At 43.9% G+C, this 24,914-nt stretch carries 23 protein-coding genes; 8 read left to right on the top strand and 15 right to left on the bottom strand.

The window, feature by feature from the left end; genetic code table 11:
• Positions 1–2 precede the first annotated feature (2 nt).
• The 14 genes from ABDD95_RS07300 to ABDD95_RS07365 all read right to left on the bottom strand — a co-directional run bounded on the left by ABDD95_RS07300 (position 3) and on the right by ABDD95_RS07365 (position 13,113).
• Positions 3–2,756, bottom strand: a complete 2,754-nt coding sequence (locus ABDD95_RS07300) for a multicopper oxidase domain-containing protein (protein WP_169611324.1) — start codon at positions 2,754–2,756, stop codon at positions 3–5.
• Between the two features lie 10 nt (positions 2,757–2,766).
• On the bottom strand, positions 2,767–3,309 hold the full coding sequence (locus ABDD95_RS07305) for an AraC family transcriptional regulator (protein ID WP_345951234.1): 543 nt from the start codon (positions 3,307–3,309) through the stop codon (positions 2,767–2,769).
• 92 nt (positions 3,310–3,401) lie between these two features.
• Entirely contained in the window at positions 3,402–3,767 is a 366-nt protein-coding gene (locus ABDD95_RS07310; RefSeq protein ID WP_345951235.1) for a hypothetical protein, read from the bottom strand.
• A gap of 207 nt (positions 3,768–3,974) precedes the next feature.
• Positions 3,975–4,187, bottom strand: a complete 213-nt coding sequence (locus tag ABDD95_RS07315; RefSeq protein ID WP_169611321.1) for a heavy metal-associated domain-containing protein — start codon at positions 4,185–4,187, stop codon at positions 3,975–3,977.
• A gap of 19 nt (positions 4,188–4,206) precedes the next feature.
• A complete protein-coding gene (locus tag ABDD95_RS07320; protein WP_169611320.1) occupies positions 4,207–6,435 on the bottom strand; it encodes a heavy metal translocating P-type ATPase in 2,229 nt (742 codons plus the stop codon).
• Between the two features lie 330 nt (positions 6,436–6,765).
• Positions 6,766–7,446, bottom strand: coding sequence for a metallophosphoesterase family protein (locus ABDD95_RS07325; RefSeq protein WP_345951236.1), 681 nt, complete (start codon positions 7,444–7,446; stop codon positions 6,766–6,768).
• 53 nt (positions 7,447–7,499) lie between these two features.
• On the bottom strand, positions 7,500–8,258 hold the full coding sequence (locus tag ABDD95_RS07330; protein ID WP_169611319.1) for a metallophosphoesterase family protein: 759 nt from the start codon (positions 8,256–8,258) through the stop codon (positions 7,500–7,502).
• Positions 8,258–9,343, bottom strand: coding sequence for an ACR3 family arsenite efflux transporter (gene arsB / locus ABDD95_RS07335; protein ID WP_169611318.1), 1,086 nt, complete (start codon positions 9,341–9,343; stop codon positions 8,258–8,260). Before arsB ends, ABDD95_RS07330 begins: the two co-directional genes overlap by 1 nt.
• 40 nt (positions 9,344–9,383) lie before the next feature.
• The gene (locus ABDD95_RS07340; protein ID WP_169611317.1) at positions 9,384–10,004 is read right to left on the bottom strand and encodes a hypothetical protein; all 621 of its coding nucleotides are present in this window, start codon (positions 10,002–10,004) and stop codon (positions 9,384–9,386) included.
• 80 nt (positions 10,005–10,084) lie between these two features.
• Positions 10,085–10,501, bottom strand: coding sequence for an arsenate reductase ArsC (locus tag ABDD95_RS07345; protein ID WP_169611316.1), 417 nt, complete (start codon positions 10,499–10,501; stop codon positions 10,085–10,087).
• 81 nt (positions 10,502–10,582) lie between these two features.
• Positions 10,583–11,038, bottom strand: coding sequence for an N-acetyltransferase family protein (locus ABDD95_RS07350; RefSeq protein WP_345951237.1), 456 nt, complete (start codon positions 11,036–11,038; stop codon positions 10,583–10,585).
• 58 nt (positions 11,039–11,096) lie between these two features.
• Positions 11,097–11,654: a DUF6428 family protein gene (locus ABDD95_RS07355; RefSeq protein WP_169611314.1), complete on the bottom strand. Its 558-nt coding sequence runs from the start codon at positions 11,652–11,654 to the stop codon at positions 11,097–11,099.
• 54 nt (positions 11,655–11,708) lie between these two features.
• A complete protein-coding gene (locus ABDD95_RS07360) occupies positions 11,709–12,038 on the bottom strand; it encodes a metalloregulator ArsR/SmtB family transcription factor (RefSeq protein WP_169611313.1) in 330 nt (109 codons plus the stop codon).
• A gap of 346 nt (positions 12,039–12,384) precedes the next feature.
• Entirely contained in the window at positions 12,385–13,113 is a 729-nt protein-coding gene (locus tag ABDD95_RS07365) for a LytTR family DNA-binding domain-containing protein (protein WP_345951238.1), read from the bottom strand.
• Between the two features lie 216 nt (positions 13,114–13,329).
• Between ABDD95_RS07365 and ABDD95_RS07370 the strand changes: the two genes are divergently transcribed.
• Complete coding sequence (locus ABDD95_RS07370; protein WP_345951239.1) at positions 13,330–14,064, top strand: LytTR family DNA-binding domain-containing protein; 735 nt, start codon at positions 13,330–13,332, stop codon at positions 14,062–14,064.
• Positions 14,065–14,334: 270 nt separating this feature from the next.
• The gene (locus ABDD95_RS07375) at positions 14,335–15,510 is read left to right on the top strand and encodes a histidine kinase (RefSeq protein WP_345951240.1); all 1,176 of its coding nucleotides are present in this window, start codon (positions 14,335–14,337) and stop codon (positions 15,508–15,510) included.
• Here ABDD95_RS07375 and ABDD95_RS07380 read toward each other — a convergent pair.
• The gene (locus ABDD95_RS07380) at positions 15,398–18,226 is read right to left on the bottom strand and encodes a thiopeptide-type bacteriocin biosynthesis protein (protein ID WP_345951241.1); all 2,829 of its coding nucleotides are present in this window, start codon (positions 18,224–18,226) and stop codon (positions 15,398–15,400) included. The genes ABDD95_RS07375 and ABDD95_RS07380 overlap by 113 nt on opposite strands.
• Positions 18,227–18,581: 355 nt before the next feature.
• Between ABDD95_RS07380 and ABDD95_RS07385 the strand changes: the two genes are divergently transcribed.
• The 6 genes from ABDD95_RS07385 (at position 18,582) to ABDD95_RS07410 (ending at position 24,912) form a co-directional block, all read left to right on the top strand.
• On the top strand, positions 18,582–19,160 hold the full coding sequence (locus ABDD95_RS07385) for a GNAT family N-acetyltransferase (RefSeq protein WP_345951242.1): 579 nt from the start codon (positions 18,582–18,584) through the stop codon (positions 19,158–19,160).
• Positions 19,153–20,118: a helix-turn-helix transcriptional regulator gene (locus ABDD95_RS07390; RefSeq protein WP_345951243.1), complete on the top strand. Its 966-nt coding sequence runs from the start codon at positions 19,153–19,155 to the stop codon at positions 20,116–20,118. The genes ABDD95_RS07385 and ABDD95_RS07390 overlap by 8 nt, the downstream gene beginning before the upstream one ends.
• A gap of 83 nt (positions 20,119–20,201) precedes the next feature.
• Entirely contained in the window at positions 20,202–21,395 is a 1,194-nt protein-coding gene (locus ABDD95_RS07395) for a hypothetical protein (RefSeq protein WP_345951244.1), read from the top strand.
• A 1,131-nt stretch (positions 21,396–22,526) separates the two neighbouring features.
• Positions 22,527–23,453: a toprim domain-containing protein gene (locus ABDD95_RS07400; protein WP_345951245.1), complete on the top strand. Its 927-nt coding sequence runs from the start codon at positions 22,527–22,529 to the stop codon at positions 23,451–23,453.
• Between the two features lie 352 nt (positions 23,454–23,805).
• Entirely contained in the window at positions 23,806–24,159 is a 354-nt protein-coding gene (gene mobC, locus ABDD95_RS07405) for a plasmid mobilization relaxosome protein MobC (RefSeq protein WP_345951246.1), read from the top strand.
• Positions 24,160–24,405: 246 nt separating this feature from the next.
• Entirely contained in the window at positions 24,406–24,912 is a 507-nt protein-coding gene (locus ABDD95_RS07410) for a hypothetical protein (protein WP_345951247.1), read from the top strand.
• The last annotated feature ends 2 nt before the right edge of the window (positions 24,913–24,914 follow it).

The following is a 24,914-nucleotide window of genomic DNA, read 5'->3' on the forward strand; positions in this document are numbered from 1 at the left end:
ATTTAATAGAGTATAGTGATACCGCCGCCAAATCCGTACTGGTTATCATAGCTGGCTGAAAGCGCAAAATATTTGGAGAGCACATAACGTGTATCAGCTTGCCATTCACTGTCTGTGTTGTAGGATGCGCCGAGATAAAGTCGGCTTGTTAACGGAATGTCTTCACGGCTCACGGTAAAGCGTAATCTGCCTTTATGGCTGATCCGTGCATCAGTTTGGATGAACATGGGCAATAAGTATCTTAAACCGACGACCGCCACATTGCTGCCGTCTTTAATAAAACGGCCACCTTTCTCATTTTTTTCAAATTCAGCACCTACGTACGCTGCAAAATATTGACCGTTATCAAGATACCGCTGAAAGCGAGGGTCGATTTCATAACGCCCATCATAACTGAACCGGTAGTTGGCATTGAATTCATAACGCGTATTGGAGATAAATAATGAACCGATACTTGTTTGTGAGTGGAATGATGCTTGAAACCATGTGTAGAATTGCCGGTCGTCGTTGATGACCGGATTTCGCGGTTGATATTTCGCAACTTCAGTGTTGCTCGGATTGTCTTCATACCGAACAACACGCGCCATGCCTGACATCATGTGATAAAGCGTGTGACAGTGGAAAAACCAGTCATGCGAATCATCGGCAAGAAACTCAATCGTCTGCACCTGCATGGGTTCAATACTTACCGTATGTTTTAGTGGTGATGATGTCCCCTTATTGTTTAGTACTCTAAAGAAGTGCCCGTGCAAGTGCATGGGATGCTCCATCATGGTCGTATTATGAAATACGAAGCGAACAATCTCTCCCTTACGAATCAGTAAGCGGTCGGCTTCGGAAAGGGCTTTGTTATTAATGAGCCAGGTATAACGAATCATACTACCCGTGAGATATAGGTGATATGTCCGTACCGTATGCCTTCCGTCGAAAGCAGTTGTACTATTGGATTCCAACTGATCATAACTTAAAATTTTTCCATCGCCGCCTAATCCAAGGAGCAAAGAGCCTCCCGGTCCCATTGGCGTACCTCTTCCGTCGTCCGGCATATTCATACTCATACCCTTCATGTTCATGCCGCCCATTTGCATATCATCCATACCAGACTTGCTGCTTTCATTCTTGGCCATATTTATGCCTTGATGGTTCTGCATACTCATACCCGTATCGGCTTTTGTCTTCATCTCCATCTGTGGCATTTTAGCACCAGGTTGGGTATCCTTGTTCATTCCCTTCATATCCATGCCTTTCATACTCATTGGCACGTCGCTGGTGCTGAAGGACAAACCATCATTTTTGACTTTTGCGTTGGGGACCCTGTTCATAGGCATTTTCATCTGGGTCATCATGCGGTTAAAAGTGTGAGCGAACTTATAATAGTTCACTTTTGGTATGTCTGTCGCTTTGACCTCTTTTCCGGCTCCTAGCCAGGCAGAAACCTTCCCGGAGATATCCTGGTAAGTCGCCCTAAATTCATACTTGCCCGTAGACGGTATTTTGATGAGTACATCATAAGTTTCTGCTGTGCCAATCAGAATCTTGTCCACCGTAACAGGTTTTACATTTAGGCCGTCCGCTGCAACGACCGTCATCGGACCGCCTGCAAAATTCAGCCAAAAATAACTGGAGGCGGAACCATTGATAATGCGCAGTTTTACCGTTTGTCCCGGCCCGAACTGTGTAAGTTGCTGGTCTGTTTTACCGTTAACAAGAAAGCGATCGTACTTAACATCCAGCAGATCCATCGCTGGCATGCGCATCCAATCTAGTTTTAAACGGTCACCAAGATAGCCCTGGGCAAATGCACCGCCATAACTCAAGACACTCCCTTTTTGTATCGAGAACCAATCCGTTCCCCGCTTCAGCATTCGGAGCACTTCTTTAGGCTGATAGTTCGTCCAATCCGAAAGCATAAGCACCTGTTCTTTCACCTGATCCTTTTGTGCTTGAGGCTCAATAACAATGGGGCCGTAAAGACCAGCCTGCTCATCCAGTTCCGTATGGGTGTGATACCAGTAAGTACCCGTCTGATGAAGTGGAATGATATTGGTATAGGTTGTGCCAGCCGCTATCGGCACTGTGCTGATGTAGGGCACACCATCGTATTTGTTAGGTACCAACAGCCCATGCCAGTGTATCGAAGTTTCTTTTTTTCGCAGGTTGTGTACCCGGATAACGGCAGTATCTCCCTCAGTGAATCGGAGCACAGGGCCAGGAATCTGACCATTGATGGCAAGCGCTTTTACCTTTTTGCCTGCATAAGCTGCAACCGTGTCATTGATGTAAAGATCGTATGTAACGCGCTTGCCAATATGTATCAAGTGATCATTCAATGAAGAGGAAGTACTCTTAATTGTGTCTCCCGGTCGCGCCTGCATACTTTGCATATTCATCTCCGAAGACTTTTCTTGATGATTCATATCCATCCCTTTCATTGGATGATCCGGCATTGCCATATCCGTATCCATCATATCATGATCTGACATCGGCTTAACACGATTCGATTCGGCTTTAGAGCGTCCGCCCCCGGAATGCTGCATGTTCATACTTTTCATATGGCCCATGCTTTTCATTGCTTTGTCAGTCTTCTGTTTTGAAGTACTTTTTTTATTCTTGCCTTTAGCGTAAGGCAGGGGCTTCTTAGCCATTGGAGCCTGCTTGTCACTCATATTCATGCCGGGCATGTTATGCTGCTGTGCATTTGCCTGAGCTGTTAGTACCAGAAGCCATATAGAAATTAACGTTTTAATGCTTTTCATAGTAGTGTCTTTATACTTTATCAAGTGATTTACGGGATGGATCGCCACAGGACTTGTATTGACGGGGACTCATGCCAGTAACACTTTTGAATTGTGCGGATAAGTGTGCACTACTGCTGTAACCCATACTGTAAGCGATCTCCGTAATGTTAAGCTCACCGTATTGTATTAATTCCTTAACCTTCTCTATCTTTTGTTGGATGATAAATTTCTCAATGGTCGTATCCTCTGATTCAGAGAAAAGACGACTGAGATAGGCGTAGTCTTTACATAGTCGATCAGCGATTGATGTCATGATATTTCCCTGTATTTCACTTAGGTCACCCTGGTGTACGATTTCAATAACAACGTTTTTTATTCGCTCAATAAGCTTATCCTTTTCCTTATTGATGAGCTCAAAGCCTGATACCTTAAGCATAGAGGTCAAATGGGATAATTGGCTTTCATCCGGGTCAGGATGAATATTGGCCGTGCCTAATGTAATAGCATCGACGGATAACCCTAAACTTTCCAGTTGCTGGCGTACGACCATAATGCAACGGTCGCAAACCATATTCTTAATAAATAATGTCATGTGTTAATTCAAGCTAAATGATAGACCAAAGGAATGTCCGGCCGCAGATGGGAGTCGCGGCAATGCTTGAATCAAATAAGAAGGGTACGATGGGATATGTACAGCGGAATGCAAGATATACGCGGCGGTCCGGTTGCATCCGGCCAGCTAACTAATGCTTTACTGTATATATGTACGGGAGGTAATTGTAGATAATTGTGGTGCGATAGGATGAACTCCTGGACAATAATTTGAAGCTCATCGTAATTACTTAAATTTTCCTTCACCACGTACAAGCCATGGTCTTTACTGCAGCAATCACAATCTTTACCTGGCCCGCAATCATCTTTGTGCTTACCCTTTTCCTTAGAATGAGCATCTTTGTCATGATCATCATCATGATGATCATTCTCTTCCTGCTCGTGGTGTTGTTCAGTAGCTATTTTGGGCCCGAGCAAAAAAACTTCAGTGCAATGAATCACGCACGCGAATGCGCCTGTCGTTAATAACAGGTAAAACGCAGCGAGACTTATTGCACCTAGTTTTCTCATCTAATAATAGTACACGAAATCGTTACAATTGTTCCCCCTTAATTCAAAAAACGAGATATTGCTTCCAATATAAGTTATTCAAATAAAAAGGCTGCTGGCAAAAGCCAGCCATAATTATAATTTTTCTGCCTGGTAGCCTTTTTCTTTCAATGTACTGATGATTAGTTCAGGGGACAGATCATTCTGCGCCTGAACTGTTAGAATCTTATCCGGGTTTGCAGTATCTACTTCCCATTTTTCCACACCTTTTAAATTATTCATCGAAGGAGTTACCGTAGCGATACAGCCGCCGCATTTGATATTGGTTTTAAATTTTAAAGTTTCCATGATATTATTCAAATAATTATTATAAACTAAGTTTAGAAAATCTGAGCCGTAAGCTGTTGCTGACTACAGATACAGAGCTTAACGCCATTGCTGCGCCTGCAATCATCGGGTTTAGTAAAAAGCCGTTCAGTGGATAAAGTATTCCTGCTGCAACCGGAATGCCGATGATATTATAAATGAATGCCCAAAACAAATTTTGCCGAATTGTTCTAACTGTCAACTTGGACAGCCTTAACGCTTTTGACACCTGTCGCAGATCAGCAGACACCAGCGTAATCTTAGATACATCTATTGCGATATCAGAGCCTTTGCCCATTGCAATAGAAACATCAGCCTGCGCGAGCGCCTGGCTATCATTGATACCATCGCCAATCATGGCTACGGTTTTTTGCTGGGACTGTAAGGCTTTGATAAACGCTGCTTTATCGTTCGGTAAGGCCTCCGCCTGGTACTGCTCGATGCCTGCTTTGCGTGCAATTGCGGCTGCCGTTTGTGCATTATCACCTGTCAGCATGTATACCTCGATGCCCTGTTTTTTCAACTGGCTGATTGCTTCTGCTGAGCCACTTTTAATTTGATCGGCGATGGCTGCAAAGGCGATAATCCTTTCGGAATTCATGAAGTAGACCACCGTTTTCGCATCATTTAGGTACTCGTCCGCTTTTTCCGCTAAATAGGGTGAACATAGCAGGTTTTGCTGGGTAGCCAATTTCGCTGTGCCCACCCGGTATAATTTACCTTTATGATATCCTTCAACACCATGACTGGTCAGGCTGCTGAATCCGCCTATTTTTACGGCGACAGCACCATCTGCTTTCAGGTAAGTAACGAGTGCTTCAGCTAGAGGGTGTTCTGACTGCTGTTCCAGTCCCAGGAGGATAGCTTTCAGCTCTTCATTGTTTTCTAGACCTTCTGACCATACAAGGTCGCTCACCACAGGCTTACCTTCAGTTATCGTTCCGGTTTTATCCAGGACAACTGCTGTAACTTTATAGGCGAGTTCGAGCCCTTCTGCATCCTTAATGAGAATGCCGTTTTCAGCACCTTTTCCGATTCCTACCATAATTGCAGTAGGTGTCGCAAGGCCTAAAGCGCAGGGACAGGCGATGACTAATACCGTTACCATGGCCAGTAATCCGTGGGAAAGTGCATGTTGTCCGCCAAAAAGAAACCATGTTCCTAATGTGATAAGTGCGATCAATAGAACGACAGGAACAAAGACGCCTGCAATTTTATCAACCAGCTTTTGAACCGGGGCTTTTGAACCCTGCGCATCCTGTACGAGTTTTATAATCTGAGCAAGCAAGGTGCTGCTACCTACTTTTTCTGCAACAAATTGAAAGCTGCCTTTCTGGTTCACTGTTCCGGCGAATACAGGCTCACCGGCACCTTTTTGCACCGGTATCGGTTCTCCTGTAATCATACTTTCATCCACAAAGGAATGTCCTTCCGTTACAGCACCATCTACCGGGATTTTTTCACCTGGTTTAACAAGAAGGCAGTCACCGATCTGCACCTCTGAAACAGGAATCTCTTTTTCTCCTTCAGTTGTAATCAGCGTTACAGTTTTAGGCTGTAAGCCGATAAGTTTTTTGATAGCGGAAGAAGTATTAGATTTAGCCCTTTCCTCTAACAGTTTGCCGAGCATGATGAAGACGATCACCACTGAAGCGGCTTCGTAATAAACATGTGGATGAAGCCCTCGTTGGTGCCAAAACTCTGGATTGAACGTATTAAAAACGCTGAAAAGAAAAGCAATTCCCGTACTCATTGCGACCAGGGTGTCCATATTCGCACGGCCATGACCAGCCTGTTTCCAAGCGTTCACGAAAAAATTGCGACCTGCAATAAACAATACGGGAGCTGTAAGCACAAGCATGATATAGTTCGCATAAGGTATCGTCATGAATACCATACCAATTAAAACAACCGGTATTGTTAGTATCGTTGCCCAAAGGATGTTTCGCTTCAGTTGTTTGTAATGACTCTGCTGAACTTCCTTTTGCTTTTCCTGTGCATTGAGCGTATCAATGATGAGATCGTAACCGATGGACTGGACTGATTGCCTAAGATTGCGTGGTCCAACGACGTCCGGATGAAATGCTACTTTCACGGATTGAGTGGCGTAATTCACCTCTGCCTTTTCAACACCTGTCTGAGCGCCAATCATAGATTCCACACTGGCTGCGCAGCCCGCGCAGGTCATGCCTGTAACGGGAAATGTAAGTGTTTCTAATTGTGCTGCCATTTGTATCGTTTAATTAACGTTACAAAAGTACCAGCAGCGCTAGGCGTTGACTTTATAGTATTTTGTGAAAAATTTATAAAATTTCGTGAGTTAAGAATCGACTATGCTTTATAGAGGAAAAACGCCTTTGCTTTTTACATTATCAAAGTACTAGCAGATCTTTAGTTTGTATACCTATTATATATTACTATATCAAACAGTAACGAAAACGTTGATTTACTTTACAAATATGCCCTATAAAGTATTATATGTAAAGTAAAGCGGAGTGATATTAGATACGGAACTAAAAAAGCCCTATGCTAACTGCAAGGGCTTTCTAACACTATTTGTTCAATAAGCTTTTCGCAGCCGGTCGGCAAATTCATCAGGCAGAGGACTATCTTCTATAGCCTTGGCCGCCTGCTCTACGTCATAAGCAAACCTGCAAAACTCAATTTCAATTGTCTCTTTTGCTGTTAAATTACTATCCTGATGAATAGTGACCATCACGTAGCAGCCCATTGGATTACCGTCTTTTGGTTTACCTACCGAGCCTGTGTTAATCACATGCTTATCTGTATCGCCTTGCCGAATAATCCGGTGGTAAGGTTTATGCGAGTGACCCACGCACAGGATATCGGCTTTTGCTTCGGCCATCATCCCTAGAACATAACTTTCATCCAGATCTTCCAGGACATATTCATCAATGCTGCGGGTACTGCCATGCGCGAGGACGATGTTCCAAGTATCATGATTCAACCGGTACTCGAGCCGGATATGCCGGGGCAGGGTAAGCAGATAATCTCTGTTTTCAGGCGAGACTAAATGGTAAGCATAGTTCTTACCACCTTCTTTTAAGCTACCAGATGTAGTAACCATTTTCTGTACTTTCAGGTCATGATTACCGGCCAACGTAGCAATACCGCGCCGCCTGAGAATTTCAGTTACCTCATTAGGCCAAACGTTATAGCCTACAAGGTCACCTAGGCAATAAACTGCATCAGGTTTTCGGTTTTCCAAGTCTGCGAGCATGGCTTCAAAGGCAGGCAGATTGGCATGTATATCGGAAAATAGCGCTATTCTTATTATCCGTTCCTTAACATATCCGCATACTCGTTCGGCAAAGGGCTGTCCTCAACAGCCTTGGCCGCTTTTTCGATGTCATAGTTAAACCGGATAAACTCTACCTGTATGCTGTCCTTATCTTTCACTGAGATGTTTTCGTTAATCTGCAGCAGCACGTAACCACCCCGGGGGTCTTTATCTTTCGGCTTGCCCACACTGCCGATATTGATGGCATGACGGTACGTATCACCTGTTCGAAGAACGCGATGGTATGGCTGATGGGTATGACCGAAGCATAAAATGTCAGCATCAGCCCCTTCCATAATGCGAAGCATACTTTTTTCATCCCTGTCCTCAAACAGATACTCGTTTACTTTGCGGGGGCTGCCATGTACCAAAAGCACGTTCAGCTTATCGTTATTGAGTTGGTACTCTAAACGGATATGTGAAGGCAGGGTACGTAGGTAGGCACGTTGTTCGTTCTTTACGATCTCGTTGGTATAGCTGATGGAGATTTTACCCATTGCTTTTTCTTCATCAGTTTTGTAGGCGCAGCCGCAATCATCGCTATGACGACCAATCCCAAAATCATAATTGCCGGTGATGCAGGGAATACCGCGTTTACGGATTTCATCAATGACCTCATTCGGCCAAATGTTATATCCCACCAGATCACCGAGGCAATAGATAGCATCGGGTTTACGGCTTTCTAAATCAGCAAAGAAAGCTTCCAGGGCAGGCAAGTTAGCGTGTATATCAGAAAAAAGAGCAATCTTCATTATTCAGCAGGCGTTAAAGTTCGAGTGGAATAGTATTTTTTGCGGAAATAAAAAGCCAGGTTCACCAGTGCAATCAGGGCAGGCACTTCGACGAGCGGGCCAATCACCCCTGCAAAAGCCTCACCCGAGTTGATACCGAACACGCCGATAGCAACTGCAATTGCCAGTTCAAAGTTGTTGCCCGTAGCGGTAAAGGCAATCGACGTGCTCCGGCTGTAATCCGCGCCAAAACCTTTGCCGATAAAGAAGCTGAGCACAAACATGATGGTAAAGTAAATTACCAATGGTATAGCAATCCGTACCACATCGAAAGGAATCTGCACGATCAGGTTACCTTTTAAGCTAAACATGACCACGATCGTAAACAGCAGCGCAATCAGGGTAATGGGCGAAATAAACGGCACATATTTGGATTGAAACCATTGCTCACCTTTTAAGCCGATCAACGCATAACGACTGATGATACCGGCAGCAAAAGGAACACCTAAATATATGCCTACGGATTTGGCAATCTCGCCAATGGTGATATTCACAGCCAAGCCTTCCAGACCAAACAGCGGAGGCAGAACGGTAATAAAAAGATAGGCATAAACACTGTAGAGCAATACCTGAAAAATACTGTTGAGGGCAATCAGTCCGGCAGCATATTCCCGGTTACCTTCGGCCAGTTCGTTCCAGACGACTACCATTGCAATGCAACGGGCAAGACCTATTAAGATCAGACCAACCATGTAGGCAGGGTGATCACGTAGTAAGGTGATGGCTAAAACAAACATGAGTACCGGCCCAATAATCCAGTTCAGTACCAGAGAGGCGGTAAGTACTTTGGTATCTTTGAATACCTCGCCCATTTTTTCATATTTCACTTTTGCCAGTGGCGGGTACATCATTAGTATGAGGCCAATGGCTAAGGGGATATTGGTTGTACCGCTGGAAAAGGAATTGATGAAGCCCGAAGACGAAGGCAGAAAGTAGCCCAGGGCCACCCCAATCGCCATCGCTAAAAAAATCCATAAGGTCAGATAGCGGTCTAAGAAACCTAATTTTTTTCGTTCTGCCACAGGGGCGCAGTTGTTAGCTGACATTGGAAAATATAGTTATTGTTTAAATGTAAATTGTAAACGCTTAATTCGTATAATCTTTTATCTTCATGGCAATAAAGGTCATTTCTAAAGCAATCTTTCTAGCTTGCTCATCGCTGCCGGTAGCAACAGGGTATTTTAACTTAACCGCATATTTATCGGGGCCGGCCAGTAAGCTTTCTGTACCTTCCTGTAGCAGGGCATGAACCGCCTGAGAACTGGAAGGAGAAGCACTAAAGGTAAGCGGTGGGACCTGTTCATTTACTTTCGCAGTTAAACCGTTATCGGTACTTACTTTAAACCCCATTTTGCTTAACACCGGCGCGACGGTTTCCGAAGCAGCCGAGCCAACGGTTTTAACTTCAATATCACTAATGCCGTAGCTAAGCAGTGCTGCTTTAAACACGGCCTTGGCAACCGGGGCTGTAAAACCGTCAGAACTTAGCAATTCAATTACTACCGGCTTTTTCTGCTGACGTGCCAGTATCACCATTTGCTGCACACCGGTTAATTCTTCCTGCCTGTTGTAAGAAATTGAGGTCATGTTCTTTTTCAACTGTTTGATGGTTTGCGCCAGTTCAGGATAAAGGGTTTGATCTGCCGGTGCAAAGGCCGAGCTTACCACCAGTAAGCAGGCTAAAAGGATAAAGTTAAGCTTTTTCATGATATATTGGTTTATTGCTATTTAACGATTGAATGATATGAAAGAAAAGCATAGCAGTGCTATGCTAAACCTAATACTTGTTACTGTAAGTTCTGACTGATAAATTCCGCAGCATATACCTTGACCATATCCCGTACTTTTCTAAACTGCTCCATTACTTCATCGGGTGTACCAGTAGCTTTGGCAGGGTCAGGAAAGTTGTAGTGAAAACGTTGTACGTTGCCAGGAAAATATGGGCAGGCTTCATTGGCATTATCGCATACTGTAATGACATAGTCGAAGGGGATAGAAAGGTATTCATCCACATGATTAGAGGTATGCCCGGATATATCTAAATGATCTTCGGCCATTACCTGGATGGCTTTCGGGTTCACGCCATGCGTTTCAATACCTGCACTATAAACGGCAGCTTTATCAGCTGCAAAATGCCTTAAGTATCCTTCGGCTAGTTGGCTACGGCAACTGTTGCCGGTACACAGCACTAATATATTCTTCATTAAGTTCAATTTGTATTTATCGGCAATGAAGCTTCTTACGAGGTTTCATTCCTTATTATAAAGTATCTGCTCTTACGTAAATTAATCAATTCCAACCGCGTTACTCCTTCGTTCCAGGAGGTAGACGTTTCGCCACACCCCATACTGTTTTGCTACCCGTTCGCGGTAGCCGATGATGCGGAAACCAAGTTTCTCATGCAACTTTACGCTTGCCTCGTTTTCAGGAAAGATACCGGCTTGCAGCGTCCACAGGTTGGCCTTCTCACTTTCGGTAATCAGGTGCTGCAAAAGCGCTTGGCCTACCTTTTTGCCCCGGAACTCCTCGCTCACATATACGCTTACTTCGGCAACCCCTGCATAAACGCAACGGCTGGATACTGGGGAGAGAGCTACCCAACCGGCCATGTTACCATCATCGGTTAGTGCCACATAGCGAAGATCAGATAAATGGCTTTTATCCCAATCTTCCCACTGGGGAGCATCAGTTTGAAAGGTCGCCTGACCGGTGGCGATACCTTCCAGATAAATCCGTCTCACGTCCGGCCAATGTGCAGGCTGTAATATTTCGATTTTTGTCATTACATCCTGATTATGATTAGCAGCAACCAGAACCGGGAGTGCAGCTCGGCGCTTCGGCAACTAAGTTTTTCAGTTGAATCTTAGGCTTAACTTCCACCACCGGTGTGCAGCATTCTTCTCCTTTTTCATTCGTACCGCAGCTACCGCCCCGAGTGATCGCCTTACACTGAACGGCATCAGGACGAAGATCCACAATCAAGTTTTCACCATCTGCAATTAGTTGTTTTGGCAACATCTGTCGGGTATCAAATTGTGCATTGCCAAATTCAATCTTTACTACGGCATGGGGATTAAGCGGAAGTGCTTTCTCTACAAGTTCAACGATAGACAACGCTTTACGTACTTTCATTGAGCGCAGTTGCTGTTCTTCCTCAGGCACCCACAATTGGACAATTACCTCTGTCCAGGCGTTCATCACTCCACCGCAATCAACGGAGGTAATGGGAGCCTGTTTAATTTCGGTAATATGGTAAGAGGCATCTACCCAGGTGTTTTCCGCATATTGAAATTGCAGGTCTAATGTTGGGTTAGCTTCTAATTGTTCTTTGAATGATTGCCATTTTAAAGTTTCCATAGTTTCTATATTAATGGTTTATTGCAATATTGCGATGTTTGTAGATAAAAAATTTTAGCAGCAGGATTTAGGCATTTCGTACAGGTTGAAGAACCCATTCAACTGATTTTGCAGCAGTGCCCAGGCTTTCGGCTCAATACAGTAACACACGCTTACCCCTTCAATGGTGCCTTGAATCAGACCTGCATTCTTGAGTTCTTTTAAGTGTTGTGAAATGGTCGCTTGGGCCAAACCAAGTTCCTCGACCAAATCACCACAGATACAGGCATTGGCCTTGATGATCTGCTCGAGTATGGCAATACGGGCAGGGTGCGCAATAGCTTTGAGCATCACAGCTAACCTGTTTTGTTCTTCGGTAAATATTTCTGTTTTGGTAATTCCCATAATTATATATTGCAATATTACGATGATTGTTTTAGTTATGCAAGTAAAATATTTATAAATTATATATCGTGAACTACAGTAACGAAAACGTTCTTTTTTATAACAATTTACAGAATTAAAGAAATGGGAAGTTTCTGATTGGAAAGTGGTAAAGAAATTCCGTTAACTTATCAAAGTACCACAACGTTGAAATCTCATGGATTTCGTTACTTTTGAAGAACCGATGTGATGTTAATCTGTGCCTGTAACTGAGTCAAAGTTCAGGGATTATCATTTACTAACTCATTCTTACAAGCTACAGTTCAAAAGCATTTGGGACCTCAAAATTACTCCCAATCGAATAAAATTATTTTTTCCTTGCCGTTGTAATAAGTTTTTGTCCGAGGTAGTCTGAGAACACACTCTTGAACCGCTCTCCAACCGTAAAAGTCAAATTGTTACACATTTTGACAGAATTACCTTCAATGTAGTTAATATGGTCAGTGGCCACAACAAAGGCTCTATGAAACTGCAGAAAGTTTTTACGACCCTTGACCAGTTCCAAAATATCTTTCATACTCAGGTATGCCGTCAGCGACTTTTCCGAGGCCAGATAGATTTTGACATAGTTGTGCAAACTCTCAAAAGCAATGACGTCTGCATATTTGACTTTAACAATCCGTAAATCCTCTTCCTTATTCTTCACCAGAAAGTATTCACTGGCTGCCAACGGGTTTTCGGTTTCCGGAAAAAGTTTGGCAATAGTTGTTGAGAACTTGGCAAATGAAAAGGGTTTTAACAGAAAGGCAGCTGCTTCCACTTCAAATGCGTCAAATGCATATTTGGAGTGAGATGTCGTGAAAATTAGCTTTCGGCATTGTTTTCCAAGAACTCTTGCTAAATCGATGCCGGAAATAAGCGGCATATCTACATCTAAAAACAGAAGATCGAAGGGCTCTGCATGCAACAACTCCTGAAGGGCCGTCTGCGGATTGGTGTATTGCCCTGCTATGGTTAAGTGGGGAACAAGTTCAATGTATTTCCGCAACGCTTCAATAGAAAACGCCTCATCATCTATGATCACACAACGCATCATGATCGAATGGTAATTGATATATCCATAAAGTTAATACAGCTTTTCAATTATTGCTAATTAAAAATTCAGATCGGTTTAAGCAAGTTTTTTATCCAGTTCGGACAAATTCCTACATAGATGGGTTGATTTTCTTCATTTTACGAGGATTTGGGTTTTTCAACCGATAAAGGGTTTCTTTAAGCTTTTCCGTAACAGCGCGTAATCACAAATCAAAATATGGAAAAGTTTAAGTGTGTAATTATTGATGACGACCGGTATGCTATTGATGGATTGAGGGCGTATATCAATGAAGTTCCGAATCTGGAGTTGATCAAGACCTATCAAAACCCCATTGAAGCGCTGGTCGACTTCGCTACTCTGCCAATGATCGACTTGATTTTGCTGGATATCCACATGCCGCAAATCACCGGCATCGAACTGGCCAAAGAGATCCGCTCCAAAACGAAGAAGCTGATTTTTACAACGTCCTATACCCATTACGGATATGAGGCTTTTGAGGCACAGGCAGACGGCTATCTACTAAAGCCTTATTCCCTAACAAAATTCACTTCAACGGTTTCGAAGGCGTTTGCTCACATAGAAAGGAAATACACGCCGCCAAGCAAGGACCAGTATTTTTTTGTCAAAAACACCAATGACCATCTTCGTATCGTTAAAGTATGGTACAACGATATTGTAGCCGTAGAAAGTAAACAGAATTATGTGCTGATCCATACTGTTCACAAGGATATCCTTACTTATATGTCGCTCACGTCCATGGCGAAGATGCTGTCAGATAATCCTGATTTCGTCCAGTTTCAACGCAGTTTTATCATAGCGAAAAGCCATATTGACTCCATTGTTGGGAACACGGTGAAGATGGATAACAGCCTGGAGTTCACGGTAGGGGACCTTTACCGAACGGCGTTTCAAAAGTTTGTACATCATAAACTACTCAGGACCGGAGTTTAGTCTCCGGTCCTGAGTAAAAAGCTACTTTCTTGGTACAGGCAGTCCGGTTCTCGTCAATGTAATGACGGTGGTGGTAGGATCAGTATCCAGCGTAACTTCAGTTGGATTTTTCCCGCTTTTCGATCCGCTATAGGTGAAAAGCGTTTGAACGTTGATTTTGAAATTTGAATGTTTCATATTGTTTTTTTTTCGAAATTTAGAGACCTAAACATAACTGCGGAAGGTTTTTATTCGTATAGGTTGTAATGCTCCACTGAAAACACTATTTACATGATTGCCGCTACACAGAACTGGTTTAGAAGATTTAAGGTCCACATCCTCATTTGGACGGCATTTATCTTGTATGAAACCGTGGTCATTGGCCTGGTCTTTGGTGAGTTTGGGCATCCTTTAACTTATTTGAGCCATTACGCCATTGCGTTGGTTCTTTTCTACGTTCATGCAGATGTAGTTCTGCCCAGGGCGGTCAACGGTACCCTTCATGTCGTGTGGCGAACGCCGTTACTGGTAGCGGTTGAGATATGGTTATATATTTTTGCGTGCTATTGCATAGACTATGCACTCGTGGAAGCCAGTATGATAAAGCGGGCCGGTTCACTCGCTTTTGACACTACTTACCAGCTCAAAACACTTTACAGAGGATTGCTCTTCATGGGCTTTGGTACAGGCTATTATTTCCTGAAAAGGTTTTTAAAGGAACGGGAGAGGAGCAGCGCTTTAGAAAAGGAGCAATTAAGGGAAATCATTAACAGACAAAAGTTTGAGCAACAACTTGCCAATGCAGAAAACGAATTTTTAAAAGCACAGATTAATCCTCATTTTTTGTTTAATACGCTGGATTTTGTCTATCACAACGTTCTTCTTGTTTCCCCGGTAGCGGCCAACACCATCATTGCCCTTTCGGAAATGGTACGCTTTGCCATGGATGCCAGTAAAACAGGGGGCTATATTCTTCTCGGAGACGAGATTGAGCAGGTCGATAATCTTATTTTTCTTAACCAGGTACGAAAGAGTGATAGCCTAAGTTTCTTATTCCAGTCGGATAGGTCCGTAGAAGGACTGTTCCTGATCCCTCTTGTTTTACTCACTCTTGCAGAAAATATCTTTAAACATGGTGAGTTGGACGATCCATCCGATCCGGCCAGGTTCACTGTAACAACACAGGGCGATGAGCTGATCATTGAAACGCGAAACGCTATTAACTTACAATATGTCCCATCAAGATCAAGTGGGAGCGGCTTAAGCAATATTTCTCAGCGGCTTAAATATGCCTACGGCGATCAATGCAGTTTTACGCATCGTGTTACTAGCGGCAGTCACTTTGAAGTCAGGATTACCATTTTGATGGACTTGCTACGCGAGCGGCCTTCATCCGCAGATGGTTCAACAGGTACTGATAGAGGATCGTCTCCTGTTGCCTTTGGTGGTCCGGAAATAATCGGTTGATATGTAAATGTACCAAATCGGAGAGGAGCTTCTCTGAAAACGAAAAATTGCCGATTTTGGCTATGGCATTTTCAATCAATTCAAATAAGGCTTGTTGGGTAGCACTTCTCGTCAATTCAGGGAAGTGCAGCGCCCTAATCGTCTTGTACTCCGAATTAATACTTTTAAAATCCAGCGGTGACATTTCAAACTCGAGCGCAAACGTACCGGCCAACCGCTTAACCAAGAGCATCCGCTGGTGAACGTCAGGGTACAGGCAGTTGAAAATGGAATCCATCCATTGAACCGTTTGAACCTGCAAATCCTGCCGGCCTAAAGGATGTTGAAGTAAATGTAAAACGTGCTCCGAATCCCGCCAAAACATCGTTTCGACTAAGTCGATGCCGGCAAAGCCATAGCGTTCCTGTTCGGGGTAGTAGGTTCTTATCTGAAGGTCCGAAATTTTTTTGGCTTTTAGAGCCGGTTTGAATATTTGCTCCATTAGGGAGATTATGGTTCGCAATCCACGCGGGCTCTTTAGTTTGATTCTTAATCTGAGATGGGGGGATGGGGTATTATAGCGTATAAAAAACCACTTGTCAATGAGATGTTGTGCTTTTATGACCACAGCAGCGATCTCGTTAACTACAATAGCGTCACTTCTTATCGGATGGCAGAAGATTTCGTAATATATCCACATACTTCCGGGGAGAAAAGCATTAGCTTCATCAATGTTCATAACCGGATTAAGTTGCGGAAGCACGCTTTGAAAAAGATGGTCGTTGTGGTAGTAAGTTAGTATTAGTTGAGCATTCAACATTTTTCCTTGGTCGTCAGCTACGGGAACTGAGGCGACCGAGGCCTCTGAAATAATGATCGGTGTTGCCCCATGCACTTTAAGCAACTTCAAAAATATTCGCAGATCTTCAGGTTCGCGGGTGTCGAAGGTTAGCGTCTGGTCGTGGATACCGTATTTAAAATAAGGGCCAACTTCATTATTCGTCATCCACCTTGTCAGGGTTTCCAGCGAGGTGTGGTCGGCTGAAGCTTGGCTGTTTCTAAATTCTTCCGGTATACGCCACATAGCCGGAGAGACAACAATACCCCGGTAACAAACTCTCGGATACCGGTTGCAGCCAGGAACCAGTTCGTCAAGTTTAAAGCTGAGTTGTGTTCTGAGCTGTTCATGTTGCAACTCACAAAGGAACCGAAAAAGTGCAAACCCTGACCTGCCAAAGTTATAGGCTGTGCTTACACGCGGCATCATCCGTTTGTGGTACTTCATTGACCAGAGTATAACCTCTGAATTGCGGATGCATACGCTGATATCGGATAGATCCAGGACCTCATCACTCAATGACCATGCGAGTAAAGGGAGCTCAGCATTATAAACATTCAATCGCCGGTTGACGTTGTCGACCGCCTTTTCTCCGCTGAAGGCAACATCAAAAAACAGAATGTCTGGGTTCGCTGCTTGCTCGATGGAAGCTAGCTCCCTTCCAAATGCTTCGAACGATGGATCGATCATTGTGAATCTTCCCAGCAGCGCGTTACCTGTTGCGCCTCCGGCGGTTTCGAGCAGCGGTAATCCATCCAGGTATGACATAACGGCTGAAAAGGTATTGGGAAACGGATCGTTGTGACGAAGGTCGGCTTGTTTGAAATTCTCCAGTTGGATGCCATTTTGCTCGACCATGCCGTTAATCAAAAACGACCGGAAGGCAGCGTCACATGAATCTACGCCATTAAGTTCCGCATCAGCCGTCCACCCCGAATTTGCCCGAGCTTTAATCTTGAATAAAGGCCAAGTTGTTTCGTGTAGTCCCGCAAAACCAATTCCCATCTCGGGATCCAATGCCAGCGCAAGCGGAATCATGCTGTCTCCGAATTTGTTTTTGAATGCAATCACAAAATCGGTCATGGCCGCTGAGCGAAATGGTTTGTTCACATTCCTCCAGAAATTAAAGAAGGCTGGTAAATCCCGGAACTGGTTTGCATCCAATTTTCCAGCCTTAACAGAACGATGGTCTATACGATACATCTTTGCACCGTTACCCCCAAATCCTGAACGTTTGAAATAGTCAATTCCGGTGATGTTGGGCGTCCGCTCAGAAAAGATGATTTCGGCGTCCAGCAGCTGCAGGAGCAGATTTTGTACGGCTGTTTTGCTGCATCCCAGTTTTTGCTGCATTGATGTTTTCAATTGGTTCACTGTGATCTTTTCTTGGCAACAATCCACAACGGCGGAGATCCACTTGTTTGTCATTACAGAGGCTAACGTAACGGCTCCTTCCTGCGCCCGTATATACCGTAGTTCATTTCCGATTCTATAGAGCGTGCTATTTGTCATTAACTCCATGGTATCACTTAGCGCAGTTCCAAACATATCCTTTGCCTTGTCTACTTCTGACCAATCGGTAAGATAATTCGATATTGGGTTACGCTGCACTATAAGGGTTTGCTGTTGGTCTGCTATTTCTGCAATCGATACCGAGGCAAACCCGCCGAATGGCGTTGCCCTGTATTTTGCCCTGTTAAAGTATTTCCATATGGTTAGTTGAGCCCTTTCGGCAAGCAAGGGTATTTCATGGAATGGTATGTCTTTGATGAGGGTATGAAAGTCGGGTGAGGCATCATAGATGAGTCGCTTCAATTCCTCCCATTTATCGGCCAGTATATCGGTAGGAGAGAAAGCTGGCGTGCGGCAGATGGCCTTTTGAAACAATTGGATTTTCATTGAGATTCTGGCTTAGTGGTTGCGTACCGTCAAAACAATCAATAAAAGGCCCAGTAGTGCAATAAATTATATGTATGGTATAATTTTCTTTTTAGAAAGGATTCTTTCCTATTGAACCACTTGATTTTGCTCATTTGCTTCTGCGCATGGTGATCGACATCGCTGCATCTCTAAAGCAAAAGATGTTTCAACGTCTTTTCGGTATATATCACAGGCAATTCGGGCTATATTTCGTATGGCTAATCCTCATTTTTAGACAACAACAATCTATTTTAGATTAAATACTTAACCATTGGTTTAGTTCTGTTGCGATCTTACATGAACCTTGCCGATGTTTCCAACAGACCCATATATTATGATAAAAGCTGCAGCGACAGACAGAAATTTAGTTGTCGAAATCTTAACCCGCTCATTCGACCGTAATCAAAGCGTGAACTATATCGTTCATCAAGGTGACGGAAGGCTAAAAGCCATAACAGCACTCATGGCATATTCCTTCGATTTGTGTTGCCTTTTTGGAGACGTATGGCTGTCTGAAGACCGTAACGCATGCGCGTTGGTTCTTTATCCACATAAAAAACGAGTCACAGTAAAATCCGTTTGGCTCGACATACGCCTTATCATTCAAGCTATCGGCTTGGCTAATGTTGCCAAGGTTCTCGACCGTGAAAAAAAGATCAAAAACAAGCAACCCCAGGAACCTATGGCCTATTTATGGTTTATTGGCGTTGACAAGCATCAGCAAAATCAGGGTATTGGCAGCCGGCTACTCCAGGATGTAATGGACCATGCTGCAGACCAGCATCTCCCGGTCTGTTTGGAAACATCCACGCTCCAAAACCTGCCTTGGTATCAAAAGAATGGTTTTGAGGTCTATGATGAGCTGCTTTTAAGCTATTCCCTATATTTTTTAAGAAAGAAGCACCTTGGCTGAATATATGCTGATACCCGGAACACAAATACATGTTGTAACCTTCGTCTTTATTATTCTGGAATTCATCATGTTTTGTTTCCAGTTGATTTACTACCTGTTTCGTCCACAGGACCTGCAACGGTTATGGTATCTTATTTTGTTAGGGTTGATGCTTATTTACAATATTACTGGTGGTCTTTTTCCGGATGTTGATATTCCGGTGCCTGTTCCGGTTCAAATGAGTATCGCTTATGGTAGTGGTTTTCTGATGGCCTCGTATTTTCCATTTTATTTCTATAAAGCGTTCGATTTAAAAGCTTTGCGCTGGCACGCGCTGTACGGTGTGCCCCTTTTTCTAATGTTGCCCTATGTCATATTTTTTATTATTGTTTATGCAATCAACGGCGATTTTGAAAAAGATCTGATCTATGGCATGATCATGCCTTTTATCTACGCCATGGTGCTGTTGTGGATGATGTTTCGCGCGATTTGGAAAAAGCATCATCCGCAAGTAAATAGGGAGGAACTGATGGAAGAGCTCGCCATGTACTTTGCGGTGAGTCCCTGGGCCGCATTAGCAGTATTCGGGTTGGTAGAGGAAAGCCAGCTGATAGAAGTGCTCTGCACAAACACCGGAATTGTTGCCATCAGTATTCTATTCATCTGGAAGTCCGTTAAACGTTCCAGATTGGAATACCGGCAATTCATGGAGATGATGATTAACGGTGTTCGACCCGAATTATTTACCGAAAATTGCTTGAAGTACCACCTGACCAACCGTGAGATTGAAATCGTTCAGCTCCTAAGAACCGGTTTAAAGCCCCGTGAGATAGGGGAGCGCTTGTTCATCGCTGAGCGAACGGTAACGACCCATTTGCAGAATATGATGAACAAAACACAGACCCGTAGCCGGATGGAACTGGTCCGGAAACTGGAAACGAACATTTTTGACACGCCTGACCGGTTAACTTTTTCTTAGGTGGGGGGGCTTTAAGCACCGGTTTAAGTCGATTAAGTAAAATTACGTACACCAAATCTCCGATTTACGTATTGCCTGATTGTTTGAGCAAAAGCACTTTTGTTTTCGTTTCGAGCGAGTTACAGCAAAAGGAGTTGGATATGGATGGCGTGAACGATTTAAAGGATTTTATCGAGTATGATCTTCGTTTGGAGAACCTGGATCGTAGACGGAAAATCACCGACTTACAACAGCAATGGAAAGCTTTATGGCAATTGTACCGGAAAGATATCTGGCAGTCGCTCCACTTGACTGCCGGCAATAGTGATTACCCCCTTAATCTACTGGTGCTGTGGAGCAACAAAGTGGAATCCTATCTTCACAAATATAACAACCTTTGGCGTCATCAAGCAAGTTTTCTACCCTTGAAGAAGCTTTATATGGAAGTGCTGAATCAACTCACGGCTTGCCTCGATGAAATTAGCAGCAATTACCCTGATAGATTTACTGACATTTCGTTTACTAATCAACAAAGAAGAACAGTTGTTCAGCAACTTACGGTGCAATATCGCAGGCTTGAACGGCATCTTAACCAGTTTGATTTGGATAGCAATTTAAGCAAACTAATGCTGGAGGGGTTTTTATTCGCGATACGCGAACGCCGCTTAACAAGACGAACGGCCTCCATTCTTAGAACGTCAATGAATCGATTCCTCATCATGTCGCCGTTAACTACGCCTATCGTAAAAAATACTCTATACCAGATTGACTTCAATACCCCTGCATTTTTACGGTATTGGCGGTCTGGCTGGGAACAACTTCTTGATACGGAGGATAGTCTCCATGATCAATTGGAAAACTTGATCCGGGAGCAGCAATATGTTAATGAGCTCCCGTTTGACCGGAACAATAGCTTTTTAATCGAGGAAGCATCGCTGAAAGAGGAGCTCATGGAGTCCATCGAGGACAAAAAGCAATCTTTGAAAGAACTTATCCGAGTACGCAGAATAAAGTTCAGGGATGACGAGATCACCAAAAAGCAGACCAGAATCAGGATCAATCTGCCTGTTGCTCAGTTCGGTCTTTTTATCAGGTTGCAGATTGAAAAAGGTATTCTTGCAAAAGAGCATATAGGCAAAATCTTCAGTTTCTATGCCACTCATTTTTACTCTCTCCAAACTGAACATATTTCACCTGAGAGCCTGCAAAAAAAGTCAACAGATGTAGAGTATGCGACAGCTCAAAAGTTGAAAGGTCAACTTATTGCCATGATCAACTGGCTGAACGAAAAATATTAGAAAGCTTAAAGATGCTGCTCAATTGTAATAGATGCCCCCTTCATAACAGCCGGGGCAGCAACTTTAATGCTACCTTATTTTGAGTCCCTTCAACGATTTTTGAGCCTAATAGTCCGACATCTTCTTTCCGTCAATTTACATTTTTGAGCGTATTTCCTTAAATAGGGTTATTTTCTAATATACTGATAATCAATATCCATAAGGTTTATTTAGCCTTGGGTGAAAAGAGGTTATTCACCCCTTTTCACTGTTTTTGCCTTCACTTATGCTGTTGTTTTGCCTCCATGATCGAGGAATCATTGGACACAAAACAACTTTCGGAGAAAAGGTAATCCTTTTTGAGAAAGCACCCGGATAGGGAATTTCAACACCGGGAAAATAGCAAAACAGAACGAAGCTTATCATAAAGACTACTGACCTGTCTTCTTGAGAGCCAGTCGCTTCTAGTCAACCGGACAAAGTAGATGGATCTCTGCCGTCGTTTTCCAAATCCAATCCTCTTAGATCGACATCGCTCAAGCTGTCAGGATGCTATCGGCAATCTGTAACCCTTGGGCAAGCATGCCATCCGCAGATGGCAGGTGTGTAGCGGTAACGCATACGCAATCGTTATTTGACATCCGGGGATGAAGCATTATCCTGCTAACCACAGGAAATCGGGCGAAGGTGAGATTATATCAAAACCCGAAAACGCCTGGGCAGACGAATGTCCGTATTGTAGAATATGAGGTGAGTAGTCCCGAAAAGATAGTAACGGCCGAATTCGGCCGTTATAACGACAAAGGGGAGCAGTTGCTCCCCTTTGTCGTTAACAGTAACTTCTGCGAAAGCAGTTCGATGGCTAAGGATTTGTCTCGCCAATCGCTTTCATAGCTTTCTCGAAAATTAGCCATCATCTTTCCAAGATCTGCATAGGTAAGAGTCCTGATAATTTTGGACAAAAGCTGGCTATTAATACAATCGCTGTAATAAGGGGACAGGTTTTTATTATGAACGGTTAATTGTTTTGACAGCAACGATGACTGTTCTGAAAGACACCTGGTTTGATTAATAAGTTTTGAGTTAACTCTCAAATAGCCTCATTCAGAATTCATTAGCTACTCTCATCAACAAACATTAAAAATCTAAATTATGGCTGAAATTTTGACTGCCTCGGAAATCAAGAACACGGTTTCCCTGGCCGAACTGTTAGAGCGCCTGGGTTATCGCCCGGCAAAGCGTTCCGGTAAAGAATTGTTTTTCTTGAGTATGCTTAGAGATTCAGATTCGAATCCCTCTTTGACTATCAATGAGGACCTCAATGTCTGGTATGATCACGGTTTAGGTATGGGTGGAGATGTCATTGATTTTGGTCTTCGTTACTGGGCCCCTTTATCTTTTCCAGAAGTTCTTGCCAAAATCAATGAAGCATGGCAGGGAGCTCCGCGATTTTCCAGGATTTCCGCAGAGCGGAAGCACCGCCGTCATGCGGTCAAATTGCCGCGCTATCGAATTGAAGAAGTAAAAGAACTTGGCAATAACCCTGTCATTACCGAATACCTGCAAAATCGTGGAATATGGGAGATAGCTCAGGGCAGACTTAACGAGATCTACTATTTCGTAGAGGATGAGAAAAAACGGCGCAAGTACTTCTTTGCTGCCGGGTGGAAGAACGAACTGGGTGCGTGGGAGGTCCGCAACAAATATTTCAAAGGATGTCTTGGTCATAAGGCCATTACCTTGATTTCCGGGCCGTCGGGTAAACTCTCTATATTCGAAGGCTATTTGAATTATTTAAGCTGGCTGTCGTTACACCCGGACGGCGGAGCCAATGTGTTGGTGTTGAACTCACTCTCATTACTTCCCGGGGCAATCAGGATTGCCGCTGATTATGGCGACATTGAACTTTTCCTTGATCGTGATGAGGCAGGTCACACGGCTTCCAAAGCTTTCATTGAAGCTGTGCCTGCTGCAAAGGATCAATCCACAGCTTATGCGGGGCACAATGATTACAATGATTTCCTGATAGCGCAACGCCGCCACTCCAATCGGTTGTTCTCCACAAACAGCAGCTTCTGAAATGATCTGCACACTGGTACTAGTCGATAAATTTGAACTCAATATCGTTCTTTCGACCGAAGCCGTTCCTTAGGTAGAGGATCAACATTCAGGCTTTTGTAATACATATTCAGGCTGCATACCGCCTTTCGCGTTACATAGTTATATTTTGGGTTTTCTCCTTGCAAGATGTCTTTTTGTAAGACAGAAACCCGCTTTGCTTTTGTTTCCGTCTTCAAAAAGAATCTTGCCTTAAAGCTCCGTGTCCTTCGCTTTAAGGGAGTATCGCAAATTCGCAACTCATTTACTCCTTATGAACAAGCGGCAGAATCTGGGAGGAAGGCCCCCTTTACTGGAGGGCAAGCGCAGTAAAATGATCAACGTACGCTTTACAGAAGAAGAGTTTAAATCTATTCTGCAGATGGAGGCTGATCTGGGTATCAGCAGAACCGACCTGATCCGCGCCCGGTTATTGAACGATATACCCCAAAGGGTCATCAATGCTAAGGAAGCGATCCTGCAGCTTGACCGGGTCGGTACTGAACTAGGGCGTTCGGGGAATAACATCAATCAACTGGCCCGTTATGCCAATATCCTGAAAAAGCAGCATGTCCTGTCCCAGGCGGTTATCGAGCGGTTCCTTATTTTGCTGGAAACTTATCATCAAAACCAGGCTGATCTGGAAGCCACGCTCCGCAAAATGATCCGTCTGATGACGCAGCCCTGAGCAATAGAGCTACATGACTTGATGGCTATTGAGCTTGGTAGCGCTATAGATATATAGCCCAATATCCATGTAGCTATATATCTATATAACCCTATAGCAACAGAGCCTCCGGGCTATGATGTTATAGTGCATAATAGCTACAGGGCTAAATAGCTACTGCGCCTCCCCGCTGTAAGGCTACACGACTATGTCGCTATGCTGCTCCATCGCCACTGAATCAACTATTTCATCCCACCAATAAATTTTATGGATACTCATCATAACCTTACCGAAGACGCTGAACGGTATCAGCAGCGGTCCTCAGGCATCCTGCCGCATATCTATATTGCCGGAACAGATTTTACCATCGACTGGCGGCTCAAAGAACTTCGGGAAACCGCCGCGCCATGGAATGCTATCTCAATGCGTCATATGGACATGGACCGCGAAGGTGACCACTACCTGTTCTTTTACGATACGGCACAACACCGTGTCTGGCACTTTGACCCTTACCTCACCGCCTTGCCGGCAAATGTGGTTTTGATGGAAATTCCCAATGAACTCAAGCTCGACCCTTATGCCGCCGCACACGAATATGGGGTAGATCCGGCGGAATTCGTCCAAAATTTCCCGATACCTCAAAAACTGGCTGGTACGGTAAAGCCACTGTCCGAATCAGGCCTGCCGGATATTGTTGCGGAAAACCTGGAAAAACTGGAAAAGGGCAGAAACCAGGGCAGCGAACTTTCGCAGGGTGGTAAACGCGGCAGATAACT

It is taken from the genome of Mucilaginibacter sp. PAMB04274, assembly GCF_039634385.2.
Taxonomy (GTDB): Bacteria; Bacteroidota; Bacteroidia; order Sphingobacteriales; family Sphingobacteriaceae; genus Mucilaginibacter.

What these genes read in the sequence shown, in the direction of transcription:
- ABDD95_RS07300 (WP_169611324.1), bottom strand. Translation starts at nt 2,756, where the DNA reads ATGAAAAGCATTAAAACGTTAATTTCTATATGGCTTCTGGTACTAACA.
- ABDD95_RS07305 (WP_345951234.1), bottom strand. Translation starts at nt 3,309, where the DNA reads ATGGTTTGCGACCGTTGCATTATGGTCGTACGCCAGCAACTGGAAAGT.
- ABDD95_RS07315 (WP_169611321.1), bottom strand. Translation starts at nt 4,187, where the DNA reads ATGGAAACTTTAAAATTTAAAACCAATATCAAATGCGGCGGCTGTATC.
- ABDD95_RS07320 (WP_169611320.1), bottom strand. Translation starts at nt 6,435, where the DNA reads ATGGCAGCACAATTAGAAACACTTACATTTCCCGTTACAGGCATGACC.
- ABDD95_RS07325 (WP_345951236.1), bottom strand. Translation starts at nt 7,446, where the DNA reads ATGCTCGCAGACTTGGAAAACCGAAAACCTGATGCAGTTTATTGCCTA.
- ABDD95_RS07330 (WP_169611319.1), bottom strand. Translation starts at nt 8,258, where the DNA reads ATGAAGATTGCTCTTTTTTCTGATATACACGCTAACTTGCCTGCCCTG.
- arsB (WP_169611318.1), bottom strand. Translation starts at nt 9,343, where the DNA reads ATGTCAGCTAACAACTGCGCCCCTGTGGCAGAACGAAAAAAATTAGGT.
- ABDD95_RS07340 (WP_169611317.1), bottom strand. Translation starts at nt 10,004, where the DNA reads ATGAAAAAGCTTAACTTTATCCTTTTAGCCTGCTTACTGGTGGTAAGC.
- ABDD95_RS07345 (WP_169611316.1), bottom strand. Translation starts at nt 10,501, where the DNA reads ATGAAGAATATATTAGTGCTGTGTACCGGCAACAGTTGCCGTAGCCAA.
- ABDD95_RS07355 (WP_169611314.1), bottom strand. Translation starts at nt 11,654, where the DNA reads ATGGAAACTTTAAAATGGCAATCATTCAAAGAACAATTAGAAGCTAAC.
- ABDD95_RS07360 (WP_169611313.1), bottom strand. Translation starts at nt 12,038, where the DNA reads ATGGGAATTACCAAAACAGAAATATTTACCGAAGAACAAAACAGGTTA.
- ABDD95_RS07365 (WP_345951238.1), bottom strand. Translation starts at nt 13,113, where the DNA reads ATGATGCGTTGTGTGATCATAGATGATGAGGCGTTTTCTATTGAAGCG.
- ABDD95_RS07370 (WP_345951239.1), top strand. Translation starts at nt 13,330, where the DNA reads ATGGAAAAGTTTAAGTGTGTAATTATTGATGACGACCGGTATGCTATT.
- ABDD95_RS07375 (WP_345951240.1), top strand. Translation starts at nt 14,335, where the DNA reads ATGATTGCCGCTACACAGAACTGGTTTAGAAGATTTAAGGTCCACATC.
- ABDD95_RS07380 (WP_345951241.1), bottom strand. Translation starts at nt 18,226, where the DNA reads ATGAAAATCCAATTGTTTCAAAAGGCCATCTGCCGCACGCCAGCTTTC.
- ABDD95_RS07385 (WP_345951242.1), top strand. Translation starts at nt 18,582, where the DNA reads ATGATAAAAGCTGCAGCGACAGACAGAAATTTAGTTGTCGAAATCTTA.
- ABDD95_RS07400 (WP_345951245.1), top strand. Translation starts at nt 22,527, where the DNA reads ATGGCTGAAATTTTGACTGCCTCGGAAATCAAGAACACGGTTTCCCTG.
- mobC (WP_345951246.1), top strand. Translation starts at nt 23,806, where the DNA reads ATGATCAACGTACGCTTTACAGAAGAAGAGTTTAAATCTATTCTGCAG.
- ABDD95_RS07410 (WP_345951247.1), top strand. Translation starts at nt 24,406, where the DNA reads ATGGATACTCATCATAACCTTACCGAAGACGCTGAACGGTATCAGCAG.